The 12,496-nt window shown below is 73.7% G+C and carries 12 protein-coding genes and 1 tRNA gene; 5 read left to right on the forward strand and 8 right to left on the reverse strand.

The features are described from left to right. The first annotated feature begins 218 nt into the window (after positions 1 to 218). Both ACFY9V_RS29820 and ACFY9V_RS29825 read left to right on the forward strand, forming a co-directional pair. The gene (locus ACFY9V_RS29820; RefSeq protein WP_391051369.1) at positions 219 to 629 is read left to right on the forward strand and encodes a Rid family hydrolase; all 411 of its coding nucleotides are present in this window, start codon (positions 219 to 221) and stop codon (positions 627 to 629) included. Positions 630 to 672: 43 nt separating this feature from the next. Next, the gene (locus ACFY9V_RS29825) at positions 673 to 1,464 is read left to right on the forward strand and encodes an aminotransferase class IV (RefSeq protein ID WP_391163730.1); all 792 of its coding nucleotides are present in this window, start codon (positions 673 to 675) and stop codon (positions 1,462 to 1,464) included. Between the two features lie 58 nt (positions 1,465 to 1,522). Here ACFY9V_RS29825 and ACFY9V_RS29830 read toward each other — a convergent pair whose 3' ends face one another. Continuing rightward, entirely contained in the window at positions 1,523 to 2,416 is an 894-nt protein-coding gene (locus tag ACFY9V_RS29830) for a PfkB family carbohydrate kinase (protein ID WP_391163774.1), read from the reverse strand. A 137-nt stretch (positions 2,417 to 2,553) separates the two neighbouring features. After that, complete coding sequence (locus tag ACFY9V_RS29835) at positions 2,554 to 3,510, reverse strand: pseudouridine-5'-phosphate glycosidase (RefSeq protein WP_391051373.1); 957 nt, start codon at positions 3,508 to 3,510, stop codon at positions 2,554 to 2,556. 115 nt (positions 3,511 to 3,625) lie between these two features. Here ACFY9V_RS29835 and ACFY9V_RS29840 point away from each other — a divergent pair. After that, positions 3,626 to 3,699: transfer RNA gene (locus ACFY9V_RS29840), tRNA-Met, on the forward strand. Positions 3,700 to 3,780: 81 nt separating this feature from the next. Here ACFY9V_RS29840 and ACFY9V_RS29845 read toward each other — a convergent pair. Then, complete coding sequence (locus ACFY9V_RS29845; RefSeq protein WP_391163732.1) at positions 3,781 to 4,056, reverse strand: DUF6343 family protein; 276 nt, start codon at positions 4,054 to 4,056, stop codon at positions 3,781 to 3,783. 116 nt (positions 4,057 to 4,172) lie between these two features. On the opposite strand from ACFY9V_RS29845, the gene ACFY9V_RS29850 reads away from it, so the two are divergent. Both ACFY9V_RS29850 and ACFY9V_RS29855 read left to right on the forward strand, forming a co-directional pair. Further along, positions 4,173 to 5,108: a GNAT family N-acetyltransferase gene (locus tag ACFY9V_RS29850; RefSeq protein WP_391163733.1), complete on the forward strand. Its 936-nt coding sequence runs from the start codon at positions 4,173 to 4,175 to the stop codon at positions 5,106 to 5,108. Continuing rightward, the gene (locus ACFY9V_RS29855; protein ID WP_391051378.1) at positions 5,086 to 5,679 is read left to right on the forward strand and encodes a DUF1349 domain-containing protein; all 594 of its coding nucleotides are present in this window, start codon (positions 5,086 to 5,088) and stop codon (positions 5,677 to 5,679) included. The genes ACFY9V_RS29850 and ACFY9V_RS29855 overlap by 23 nt, the downstream gene beginning before the upstream one ends. 42 nt (positions 5,680 to 5,721) lie before the next feature. On the opposite strand, the gene ACFY9V_RS29860 is transcribed toward ACFY9V_RS29855, so the two are convergent. The 5 genes from ACFY9V_RS29860 to ACFY9V_RS29880 all read right to left on the reverse strand — a co-directional run bounded on the left by ACFY9V_RS29860 (position 5,722) and on the right by ACFY9V_RS29880 (position 12,149). Then, positions 5,722 to 6,336: a TetR family transcriptional regulator gene (locus tag ACFY9V_RS29860; protein WP_391163734.1), complete on the reverse strand. Its 615-nt coding sequence runs from the start codon at positions 6,334 to 6,336 to the stop codon at positions 5,722 to 5,724. 125 nt (positions 6,337 to 6,461) lie between these two features. Continuing rightward, on the reverse strand, positions 6,462 to 7,652 hold the full coding sequence (locus ACFY9V_RS29865; RefSeq protein ID WP_355339398.1) for an acyl-CoA dehydrogenase family protein: 1,191 nt from the start codon (positions 7,650 to 7,652) through the stop codon (positions 6,462 to 6,464). Next, entirely contained in the window at positions 7,649 to 9,670 is a 2,022-nt protein-coding gene (locus ACFY9V_RS29870) for a biotin carboxylase N-terminal domain-containing protein (protein ID WP_391163775.1), read from the reverse strand. Before ACFY9V_RS29870 ends, ACFY9V_RS29865 begins: the two co-directional genes overlap by 4 nt. 77 nt (positions 9,671 to 9,747) lie before the next feature. After that, positions 9,748 to 11,337, reverse strand: a complete 1,590-nt coding sequence (locus tag ACFY9V_RS29875; protein ID WP_391163735.1) for a carboxyl transferase domain-containing protein — start codon at positions 11,335 to 11,337, stop codon at positions 9,748 to 9,750. Continuing rightward, entirely contained in the window at positions 11,334 to 12,149 is an 816-nt protein-coding gene (locus tag ACFY9V_RS29880; protein WP_391163736.1) for a TIGR03084 family metal-binding protein, read from the reverse strand. Before ACFY9V_RS29880 ends, ACFY9V_RS29875 begins: the two co-directional genes overlap by 4 nt. Between the last annotated feature and the right edge of the window lie 347 nt (positions 12,150 to 12,496).

Consider the following 12,496-nt stretch of genomic DNA (forward strand, 5'->3'; position numbering starts at 1 on the left):
GATGCCGGTCCCGATGCGGCCGATGCGCGTGTCACCACGGATGCCGGGCCCGTCCGCTGCGGCACATGATTCCACCCCCCACCGACACCGCGACGGCCCCCGGCCAAATCTCCGGTGGCCGGGCTGCCCGGACTTCCGGACCGCCCGAGCCGCCCGCGCGGTCCGGGAGCCGAAAACGGGTGGGCCCGGGCCCCCGCGCCCCGGCAGACTCACCACCCATGAGCGCCCACATCACCCGCGTCAATCCTCCCGCCCTCCACCAGACCCCCGGCTACCACCACATCACCGTCGTCGAGGCCGGGCGGACCGCCTACCTCGCCGGTCAGTGCCCGCTCGACGCCGAGGGCCGGATCGTCGGCCGCGGCGACTACGCCGCCCAGGCCCGCCAGGTGGCCGCCAACGCCCTGACGGCGCTCGAAGCCGTCGGCGCCGGGCCGGGCGACGTCGTGCGCTCGGTCATCTACGTGGTGAGCGACGACCGCGAGACGCTGTCCACGGTGTGGGACGCGCTGAACGCCTCGCCGCTGGGCGGCGCCTTCGACACCGCGAGCACCCTGCTCGGGGTGGCACAGCTCGGCTTCACCGCGCAGTTGGTCGAGCTGGACCTGACGGCCGCGCTGGCTGGCTGACGGGCCTGTGTGCCGGAAGGGCGGGCGTGCCTAGGGTGAGGTCATGACGCAATCACCGTTCATCGAGATCGACGGCCGGGCCGCGACGGTGGAGGCCATCGCGCCCGCGCTCGGCGGCTACGGCCACTTCACGGCGATGCAGGTACGCGGCGGAAAGGTGCGCGGCCTGGCGTTCCACGTCGAACGCCTCGACGCCGCAACGCGGGAGCTGTTCGGCGCGGGCCTGGACGGCGAGCGCGTACGGGCGCACGTGCGGCACGCGCTGGCCGGGTCGGGGCGCGCGGACGCCTCCGTGCGGGTCAACGTCTTCCAGCCGGTGGAGGGCGCCGACGAGCCGGTCGCCGTCATGGTCGCCGTCCGCCCGCCCGCCGGTGTCGAACCCGGCCTCAAGCGCCTCAAGTCGGTGCCCTACCAGCGCCCGGCCGCCCACCTCAAGCACGTCGGCGGCTTCGGGCAGGCGTACTTCGGCCGCCAGGTGGCCGCCGAGGGGTACGACGAGGCGCTGTTGGCCGGTCCCGGCGGCGAGATCGCCGAGGGCGCCATCACCAACGTCGGCTTCATCGACGGCGACACCGTCGTCTGGCCGGACGCCGCCCCGCATCTGCGCGGCATCACCCTCCAGATCCTGGAGCGTGAACTCGTACGGGCCGGTGTCCCGCAGGACCGCCGCCCGCTGCGGCTCACCGACGTGGGGTCGTACGACGGCGCCTTCCTGGCCAACTCGCGTGGCACGGCGGTCATTTCGGAGATCGACGGCGTGCCGCTGCCCACGCGGTCCGAACTCCTGACGCGGGTGGGGGAGTTGTACGAGTCCGCGCCGTGGGACGCCATCTGACGGCGCCGGTCGGGCGGTCCGCGACGTGACGGCGGGGGCGCGGTCCGACGGCCCCCCATTACGTCTCCGGCCGCCCGCCGACCACGGTCACCGCCTCCGCTCCGGTGCGGCAGCCCGCCGCGAGCGACGCGGCGAGGTCCGCGCCCGCGAGACGGGCGGCCAACAGGCCGCCGGTGAAGGCGTCTCCGGCGCCCGTGGTGTCCACCGCGACGGCCGGGACGCAGGGCACCCGTACCGTCACCTCGCCGTTCACGGCGGCCAGCGCGCCGCCCGCGCCGAGGGTGACCACGACCGTGCCGCCGCCGCGCGCCGCGCTCAACTCGGCCGCCGCGCGGGCCGGTTCGGGCGCACCGGACAGCAGCGCCGCCTCCGCGTCGTTGGGCAGCAGCAGATCCGTACCTGCCACGTCGGCCAGGAAACGGGCCACGCCGGCCTCGCGCAGGAAACCGGCGGAGGCCGGATCGACGCTCACCGGCAGCGACCGGGCGCGCGCCGCCTCGGTGACCACGGCCGCCAACTCGCGTCCCCACTCGGAGAAGTAGAGATAGCCGGAGAGGTGGACGTGCCCCATGCCGTCCAGCAGCGCGTCGTCCCAGTCGGCGGGGCCGAGCCGGAAGGCGGCGCCGCTGTCGGTGACCAGGGTCCGTTCGGCCGCCGCGTCGACCAGGGCGATCACCACGGCCGTCGGCGCCTCGTCGTCGACCCGCAGCACCGGCTCCACGCCCGCGGCCTCCAGCGCGGCGCGGTGCCAGTCGGCGGAGTCGGCGCCCGCGCGGGCCAGCAGCCGCACCCGCGCGCCCCGACCGGCCGCCCAGCAGGCCACGTTGGCCCCCGCGCCGCCCGGCCGCACCGCGATCCGGGCGGCGGTGTCGGTGTCGGCGGCGAGGGGCCGCGCGTGCCGCGCCACCACGTCGGTGACGACATCGCCGACGACGAGGAGTCCGGGAGGCACCGGTTCCACGGCGGCGCGTCCGGCGCTGTCGGACGGCCTCGCGCCATCCGACCGTCCCGTGCCGTCCGACCGTCTTATGTCGTCCGCCGGTCCCGTGCCGTCGCCCGTCCCGTCGCCCGGTCCGGCGCTGTCGCCGGTCATGCGCGCTGCGACCAGCGCACCGCGATCCCGGCCGCGAGCCGGACATTGCCGCGTACGGCCGCGAGGTTGGACTCCAGGGACGCGCCGCCGGTGTGCTCGGTGAGGTAGCCCAGCAGGAACGGCGTGATCGCCTGTCCCGTGACACCCCCGGCCTCGGCGGCGGCGAGCGCGTCCGCCAGCACCCGGTCGTGCAGCTCCGGGTCGAGCTGAAGCTCCCGCGGCACGGGATTGGCGACGATCAGCGCCGAGTCGTGCCCGCCCAGTGCGTCCTGCGCGGCCATCACGTCCGCGACCTGCCGCGCGGACTCGACCGTCCAGTCCACGGGCTCACCGGAGTCGCTGAGGTAGAAACCGGGGAAGCGGTCGGTGCCGAAGCCGAGTACGCCGATGCCCAGGGTCTCCAGCCGCTGGAGCGTGGCGGGCACGTCCAGGATCGACTTCACGCCCGCGCACACCACCGTGATCCGCGTCCTGGCCAGCAGCCCCAGGTCGGCCGACTCGTCCTGCACGGTCACCCAGTCGCGGTGCACCCCGCCGAGGCCGCCCGTACCGAACACCCGGATTCCGGCCCGCGCGGCCAGGAACGCCGTCCCCGACACGGTCGTCGCCCCGCTCGCACCCGCCGCCAGCGCGGGCGCCAGGTCCCGGAACCCCAGCTTGCGCAGCGACGCGTCCTCGGCGACCCGCTCCACTTGCTCCTTGGTGAGCCCCACCCGCGGCACCCCGTCGAGTACCGCCACGGTCGCGGGCACCGCGCCCTGCTCCCGGACGATCTCCTCCAGCTCGCGTGCCACCCCCAAATTGCGCGGCCGCGGCAGGCCGTGCGCGATGATCGTCGACTCCAGCGCCACCACGGGCGCGCCGCTCGCGACGGCGTCCCGCACCTCGTCGGAGAGGGTGACGGCCGGGATTGCGTTCGCTGCCGTGTTCGGTCCTGATCCAGATGTGCTCATGATCCCTACCTGGCGCGGCGGCGCCCCCGCCAAACCTCCCGGCGCCCTGTGCGCGCGGCGGCCATCGCATCGATTTGGTGTGAGCGCCGGCACCCCGTAGGGTGGTGTTCATCGACGCGGGGTGGAGCAGCTCGGTAGCTCGCTGGGCTCATAACCCAGAGGTCGCAGGTTCAAATCCTGTCCCCGCTACTGAAGAGGAAGGGTCCGGCACTCAGGTGCCGGGCCCTTTCGCTTGTCCCGGGCCCGCGCCCGCGGTCGCCGGACCGGTCCTCAGTGCTTTCCCGCGTGCGGCGCCGCCGGGCGGTACGGCGGGGTCGTGCGGCCCGGCTGGTAGCGCGAACCCTGCCGCATGCGGCGGACGACCAGGACGGCGTCGATCGCGGCCAGCAGCGCGACGGCGGCCAGCACCGCGGCCCAGACCGGCAGACCGGCGAGCGCGAAGCCCACGGCCGCCGCGGTGCCCCAGACCACGCCGCACAGCGCGAGCCCCAGCCGCAGCCGCAGCGGGCTGCGCGCCTGGACGGGTTCGTATCCGCTTCTGCGCATCCGTGCCATCTCCCTCACCTCCAGCATCCACCTCGGACGGGCCCGGCGGGAGCCTCTGCCCAGGTGGGCCGGAAATTCGGGGGCGGTACGCGGCGGCGCCGCGTAGGGTGCGGGCCGTGACGGTGATCATCAGACAGTACGGTCCGGCGGACGCCGAAGCCGTCGCCGCCGTGGGCCGCGAGACCGTCCCGTACATGGTGACGACCGCGCGGACCGTGCACGCGCAGGTCACCGACGCACCCGAGAAAACACGTTTCCTGATGCTCGTCGCGGAGACCGGCGACGGCCGGATCGTCGGCAGTGCGAGAGCCGGGCTCTTCGCGGACAACGACACCCCCGGAATGGCCTTCGTCAATCTGAACGTGCGCGCGGGGGAGCGCGGCCGGGGCATCGGCGGCGCCCTGCTGGCCGCCGCCGAGTCCCATGTCGCCGGCCTCGGGGCGAGCACCGTCTACGCGTGGGCGATCGACGAGCCCTCGGCGCACGCCTTCGCCGCCCGGCACGGCTACCGGCGTGGCCGGTCCGCGAGCTTCCTCCGCCTCGACCTCACCCCCGGCGCGCCGCTGCCCGGCGTGCCCCCGCTGCCGCCCGGCGTGCTGCTGCGCCCCGCGTCGGACTACGCCGCCGACCCGCGCCCGGTCTACGAGGCCGACGCCGAGACCATCGAGGACGAGCCGGGCGATGTCGCCACCGGCGTCCCCGGCTACGCGGACTGGCGCGCCACCTCCTGGGACCGGTCCGACTACGACCACGACCTGACGACGGTCGCCGTCGTGGACGGTGTGGTCGCCGCGGTCGTCAACGTCCAGACCGACGGCCACGACCGCTACTGGTCGGGGGGCACCGGCACCCGCCGGGCCTTCCGGGGCCGCGGACTGGCCAAGGCCGCCAAGGCCCACTCCCTGCACCGAGCCCGCGCCGCGGGCTACACCGAGGCGTTCACCAGCAACGACGACGGCAACGCCGCGATGCTGGCCGTCAACCGGTGGCTCGGCTATCGACCCTGTGGCAACGAATGGCGGTACTTCCGTGACCTCTCCGATCGACCATGACATCCCCTGGTCCGACGCGACCTGGCTCAACCCGCCCGCCGAGGCCGTCGCCGACAGCACCGGTCTGCACGTCACCGCCAACGAGGGCAGCGACTTCTGGCGCACCACCAGCTACGGCTTCGTCCGCGACGACGGCCACGCGCTGCTCACCCCCTTCCCGTCCGGCACCGCCATCGAGGTCACCTTCGTCGCCGACTTCACCGAGCTGTACGACCAGGCCGGTGTCCTGGTGCGCGTCGACGCCGAGTCCTGGATCAAGGCGGGCGTCGAGATCTCCGACGGTTCGCCCCAGGTCGGCGCCGTCGTCACCCACGGCACCTCCGACTGGTCCCTCGCCCCGGTCCCGGACTGGGCGGGCCAGGAGGTGACCGTCCGGGTCAGCCGCTCGGGCGACGCCGTGACCGTCCGCGCCCGCCGCGCCGACGACCCCTGGCGCACCATCCGCCTGGCCTGGCTCGACCCCGCCGCCGACGCCCGCGCGGGCCTGTTCTGCTGCGCACCCCAACGCCCCGGCCTGCGCGTCCACTTCACCCGCCTCTCCTCCGGACCCGCCGACGCCTCCCTGCACTGATCCCGCCCTCACCCGCAGGCCGAGCGCCGACTCCGGCCGCCGCTAGGGCTGTTCGCGCAGGACCGTGTCGAGGACGCGGGACCACTGGCGGACGATTCCCGCGCGGCGGGCGGAGTCGTCGCTGAGGAGGTTGGCGAGGCCGAGGCCGCGGGCCATGTCGAGGGTGGCCTGGACGGTCTCCCTGACGCCGGGCAGGGATTCGTCGGCGCCGAGGAATTCGACCGCCAGGCGGTGGGCCTCGCGGCCGATCCGGGACTCCAGCGCGGCGACGCCGGGGCGGAGCTGTTCCTCGTCGGAGGCGGCCACCCACAGGTGGAGAGCGGCCCGGAACAGCGGGCCGGTGTGGACCGCGACGAGCATGTCGACGACGGCGTAGGTGCGGTCCTGGCCCGCGCGGGGGAGGGCCAGGGCGCGCTCTCTGACGGCGGCGACCCACTCCTCGGCCATGTGCCCGATGGCCGCGGTGAACAGCTCCTCGCGGGTGCGGAAGTGGTGCTGGGCCGCCCCTCTGGAGACACCGGCGCGGGCGCACACCACGGCGACGGTGCTGCCCGACCAGCCGTGCTCGGCGAGGCACGAGACGGCGGCCTCCAGTATCCGCCGACGGGTGGCGCGGCTGCGGTCCTGTTTGGGGGAGCGGTCGGTCACCAGGTCCATGACGGGTCCGGCCGTTCGGTGCGGGCGGCGGCGCCCTCCGTGGTCCGCGCGACCGCGCGGAAGGGCGCTGCGGCGCGGGTGCGTAGTGGTGCGGTGGTCACGGGCGCCTCCTCGGCGGTGTGTCGTCAGTAGGACTTCGGCAGTCCCAGTGTGTGGTGCGAGACGAAGTTGAGGATCATCTCCCGGCTGACCGGGGCTATCCGGCCGACACGGGACGCGGTCAGCAGCGAGGCGAGACCGTACTCGGCGGTGAGGCCGTTGCCGCCGAGGGTGTGCACGGCCTGGTCGACGGCCTTGGCGCCTGCTTCGGCCGCCGCGTACTTCGCCATGTTCGCGGCCTCGCCCGCGCCCATGTCGTCGCCCGCGTCGTAGAGGTAGGCGGCCTTCTGCATCATCAACCGGGCCAGTTCCAGCTCGATGTGGGCCTGGGCGAGCGGGTGCGCTATCGCCTGGTGGGAGCCGATGGGAGCCTGCCACACCTGCCGGGACTTGGCGTACTCGACCGCCTTGTCCAGGGCGTAGCGGCCCATCCCGATGGAGAAGGCGGCGGTCATGATCCGCTCCGGGTTGAGCCCCGCGAAGAGCTGGAGCAGGCCGGCGTCCTCGTCGCCGACGAGCGCTTCCGCAGGTAGCGCGACATCGTCGAGGAAGAGCTGGAACTGCTTCTCGGGCGCGGCCAACTCCATCTCGATCTGCCGGAATTCGAAGCCCGGTGTCTCCCGGTCCACGATGAACAGGCAGGGCTTGAGCTTGCCGGTGCGGGCGTCCTCGGTGCGGCCGACGATCAGTGTGGCGTCGGCGATGTCGACACCGGATATGAAGACCTTCCGGCCGGTCAGCCGCCACCCGCCGGTGTCGGGGTCGCGCCGCGCGGTGGTGGTGATGCGGTGCGAGTTGGACCCGGCGTCCGGTTCGGTGATGCCGAAGGCCATCCGCAGCGAGCCGTCGGCGATCCCGGGCAGCCAGCGCCGCTTCTGCTCGTCGGTGCCGAAGCGGGCGATGACCGTGCCGCAGATCGCGGGGGAGACGACGAGCAGCAGCAGCGGGCAGCCAGCCGCCCCCAACTCCTCCAGCACGATGGACAGTTCCGCCAGACCGCCGCCCCCGCCGCCGTACTCCTCAGGCAGGTTGACCCCGAGGTATCCGAGGCCGCCCGCCTCCTGCCACAACTCGTCGGTGTGCTTGCCCGCACGTACGGTGGCCGAGAAATATTCGCGACCGTAGCGGCGGGCGAGGTCCCCGACGGCCTTGCGCAGGGCGCGCCGCTCGTCGCTTTCCAGCAAGGCGCTGTCGAAGGTTCCCTGAACGGTGCTCATGGCGTGGTTTCCTCCTTGACGACGGCGAGTACGGCGCCGACGTCGACCTGTCGGCCGACCTCGGCGGTGAGCTCCGTGAGTGTCCCGGTGGCGGGAGCGGCGATCACGTGTTCCATCTTCATCGCTTCGAGCCAGAGCAGCGGGCGGCCTTTTTCGACCCGGTCGCCCGGTGAGAATTCACCTATCCGGATGACCGTGCCGGGCATCGGCGCAAGCAGCGAACCCCGCGGCGTCAGATCCTCCGGGGCGGTGAAGCGGGGCAGAGCGGTCAGAGCGCATGACACGAACGGGGAATCGACGAACACCCGTTCGGCGTAAGCGGCGACGTCGAACACCCGCCGCACACCGTCGATGTCGAGGACGACACGCCGGGCCGACGCCGACACCAGCCGGATACCGTCGGCGCCGGTCGCCTCCAGACCGGCGCGGCCGAGCCGGTAACCGACCTCGTACTCCCGGCCGTCCGGCTCGCTGCGGAAGCGTTTCACCTGCGGCTGCGACGGAACGTTCCGCCACCCGCCGAGCCGGACCGGCACCGGCCCGCGCGCCGACGTACGCCCGGCCGCGTCGGCGAGCGCGGCGGCCAGCGCCGCGAACCGCACGGGGCCGCCGTCCCCGTCGGCCGGCCCCGGCGCGTCCGTGGTCGCCCCCGACGCCCCGATGAGCGCGTCCAGGCGGCGCTCCAGGAAGCCGGTGTCCAGCCGCGCGGCGGCGAAGTCCGGGTGCCGCAGCACCCGTACGAGCAGGTCGCGGTTGGTGACGGGGCCGTGCAGCCGGGCCCGCTCCAACGCGTACGCGAGACGGCGTACGGCCTCGGCGCGGGTCGGCGCCCAGGCGATCACCTTGGCGAGCATCGGGTCGTAGTGGACGCCGATCGTCTCGCCGCCGCTCACCCCCGCGTCCAGCCGCAACCCCGCGTCGAGCCCCGGCGTCACGGCGAATTCGGCGTCCACGCCCGGCAGTTCGAACAGATGCAGCGCGCCCGGCTGCGGCTGCCAGCCGCGGGCCGGGTCCTCCGCGTAGAGCCTGGCCTCCACCGCGTGGCCGTGCGGCCGCGGGGGCGAGGGCGGCAGCGCGGCCCCCTCGGCGACACGGATCTGGAGCGCGACGAGGTCGAGCCCGGTGACGCACTCGGTGACCGGATGCTCCACCTGGAGACGGGTGTTCATCTCCAGGAAGTACGGACGCCCGTCCCGCGCGACCAGGAACTCCACGGTGCCCGCGCCCGTGTAGCCGATCGAGCGCGCCGCGCGGGCGGCGGACTCGTGCAGCGTACGGCGCACCTCGTCGCCCAGACCCGGGGCCGGGGTCTCCTCGATCACCTTCTGGTGCCGCCGCTGGAGCGAACAGTCGCGCTCGCCCAGCACCCACACCGTGCCGTGCGCGTCGGCCAGCACCTGCACCTCGACGTGCCTGGCCCCCTCCGCGTACGGCTCGACGAACACCTCGCCGTCACCGAAGGCGGCTGCGGCCTCCGACCTCGCGGCGGCCAACTCGCTCTCCAGCGCGTCCAGTTCGCGTACGACCCGCATGCCGCGACCGCCGCCGCCCGCGGACGCCTTCACCAGCAGCGGCAGGTCCGCGGCCGTGACCCGCGCCGGATCGAGCGCGGAGAACAGCGGTACGCCCGCCGCGGCCATCAACTCCTTGGCCCGCGTCTTGGACCCCATCGCCTCGACCGCGTCCGGTGGCGGACCGATCCACACCAGCCCCGCCGCCTCCACCGCACGCGCGAACTCCGCGTTCTCCGACAGGAATCCATAGCCGGGATGCACGGCGTCCGCGCCCGCCGCGAGCGCCGCCGCGATCAGCAGATCGGCCCGCAGATACGTGTCGGCGGGCGCGTTCCCCGGCAGCCGTACCGCCGCGTCGGCCTCCGCGACGTGTGCCGCGTCCGCGTCGGCGTCCGCGTACACCGCCACCGTGGCGATGCCGAGCGTGCGGCAGGTACGGAAGACACGGCGCGCGATCTCGCCCCGGTTGGCCACCAGCACGGAGCCGATGTCCTTGTGGCGCATCGGAGGTGACTGCCCGTCAGCGGTGAAGTCCCCGCTCGGCGAAGCGCTGCTCGAATCGGTCATCGGAAAGGGACCCCTCACATCCGGAAGACGCCGAAGCCGCCCCTGGCGCCCTCGATCGGCGCGCCATGGACGGCGGACAGGCACAGGCCGAGCACCGTACGGGTGTCGCGCGGGTCGATCACGCCGTCGTCGTAGAGCCGTCCCGACAGGAACATCGGCAGCGACTCGGCCTCGATCTGCTGCTCCACCATCGCCCGCAGCGCGGCGTCGCCCTCCTCGTCGTAGGGACGGCCCTTCGCCGCCGCCGACTGCCGGGCCACGATGGACAGCACCCCGGCGAGCTGCGCGGGACCCATCACCGCGGACTTGGCGCTCGGCCACGCGAAGAGGAACCTCGGATCGAAGGCCCGGCCGCACATCCCGTAGTGCCCGGCGCCGTAACTCGCCCCGATCAGCACCGATATGTGCGGGACGCGCGAGTTGGCGACCGCGTTGATCATCATCGCGCCGTGCTTGATGATGCCGCCCTGCTCGTACTCGCGGCCCACCATGTAGCCGGTGGTGTTGTGCAGGAAGAGCAGCGGAATGTCGCGCTGGTTGGCGAGTTGGATGAACTGCGCCGCCTTCTGCGACTCCTCGCTGAACAGCACGCCCCGCGCGTTGGCGAGGATTCCGACCGGATAGCCGTGCACCTCCGCCCAGCCGGTGGCCAGGCTCGGCCCGTAGAGCGGCTTGAACTCGTCGAAGGCCGAGGCGTCCGTGATCCGCGCGATGACCTCGCGGGGGTCGAAGGGGGTGCGCAGATCGCCGGGCACGATGCCCAGCAGCTCCTCCTCGTCGTACGCGGGGGGCAGCGGGTCGGGACGCGGATCGGGCCCGGATTTACGCCAGTTGAGGCGGGCGACGACGCGCCGGGCGGTACGCAGCGCGTCCGGCTCGTCCAGTGCGAAGTAGTCGGCGAGGCCGGAGCGCCGGGCGTGCATGTCGGCGCCGCCGAGCGATTCGTCGTCGCTCTCCTCGCCGGTCGCCATCTTCACCAGGGGCGGCCCGCCGAGGAAGACCTTGGACCGCTCCTTGACCATGATGACGTGGTCGGACATGCCCGGGATGTACGCGCCGCCCGCCGTCGAATTGCCGAACACCACGGCCACCGTGGGGATTCCGGCCGCCGACAGCCGCGTCAGGTCCCGGAAGAGGGCGCCGCCGGGGATGAAGATCTCCTTCTGGCTGGGCAGGTCTGCGCCGCCCGACTCCACCAGGCTGATCACCGGCAGGCGGTTGGCGAAGGCGATCTCGTTCGCCCGCAGCGCCTTCTTCAGCGTCCACGGGTTGCTGGCGCCGCCGCGCACCGTCGGGTCGTTGGCCGTGATCAGGCACTCCACGCCCTCGACCACGCCGATGCCGGTCACGAGGGAGGCGCCCACCGCGAAGTCGCTGCCCCAGCCGGCCAGCGGGGACAGTTCGAGGAACGGTGTGTCCGGGTCGAGCAGCAGCTCGATCCGCTCCCGTGCCAGCAGCTTGCCGCGATTCCGGTGCCGCTCCTGGTACTTCTCGCCGCCACCGGCCAGCGCGGCGGCGTGCCCCGCCTCGACCTCGGCCAGCCGTTCCAGCATCGCGGCCCGCCGCTCGGCGAAGTCCGCTCCGCGTATGTCGACCTGCGTCATGACGTGCTCCCCTCCGCGCCGCCGCGCGGCGGCCGTCCCTTGCCCGGCGGGCCCGCGAATGCCTGCACGATCGACAACCACGCGTCCGCGTCCGGGCCTTGGGCCCGTACCGCCACGTCGTCGCGGTGCCTGCGCCGCACCGCCAGCAGGCAGAAGTCCAGTGCGGGGCCGGTCACGCGCTGCTCGGCGTCGTCCGGGCCGAAGGTCCACAAGGCGCCGTCGGGCGCCGTCAGTTCGAGTCGGAATTCCGTGCCGGGCGGGGTGCGGCCGTGCACCGCGAAGGCGAAGTCCCGTGCCCTGAAGGCGATTCGGGCGACGTGCCACAGGCGGTGAGTCGGTGGGCGCTCGACGCCGAGCGCGTCGGCGATGTCCTCGCCGTGGGCCCATGTCTCCATCAGGCGGCCCGTCGCCATCGACGCCGTGCTCATCGGCGGTCCGTACCAGGGGAAGCGGCTGCCCGGCGGTTCGCCGGTCAGGGTCGCCCAGAGCCGGGCTCTGCCCGACCGCCACTTCTCCAGCAGCTCCGGCGGCGGCAGCATCGCGCCCTCCCGGGCGCCGTCCTCCACGTACGCGTCCAGCCGCGCCGCCGCGTCGCCGACCTCGCGGGCGAACGCCTCCGCGTCCTTGACCGCCAGCAGCGCCTGGGCGTCAGTCCAGGCCAGATGCGCGATCTGGTGCGCAACGGTCCAGCCTTCGGCCGGTGTCGGCGTCGCCCACTGCTCGGGCTCCAGCCCGGCCACCACGTCGTCGAGCGCGTCGCTCTCCGCTCTCAGATCGGCCAGGACGGTACGGACGGACTGCGGATCGGCCATGGCCATGAGGGTGGCAGGCGGGGCCCGCAACAATCAAGCATGCGTGCATGATTGTTTCCCGCCCCCACCAGGTCGGTGTCCCTGCGACAGCCGGTGCCCCGCTGGGGCCGGTTTTCAGGCCGCGCCACCGTCGTGGCTGAGCGCGCAGTTCCCCGCGCCCCTGAAAAGACCGGGCGTGCCGCCTAGGGCCCGCACGGCTCTCGGGAGCCGGGTCCCGTCAGGGGGCGCGAGGAACTGCGCGACCGGCCCCCGCCGGGCCTGGGGCCCGAAAACTGACAGCAACTGCCCCGCTGGGGCCGGTTTTCAGGCCGTGCCACCGTCGTGGCTGGTCGCGCAGTTCCCCGCGC

The sequence above is a fragment of the Streptomyces sp. NPDC008317 genome, assembly GCF_042955955.1.
Lineage (GTDB): Bacteria > Actinomycetota > Actinomycetes > Streptomycetales > Streptomycetaceae > Actinacidiphila.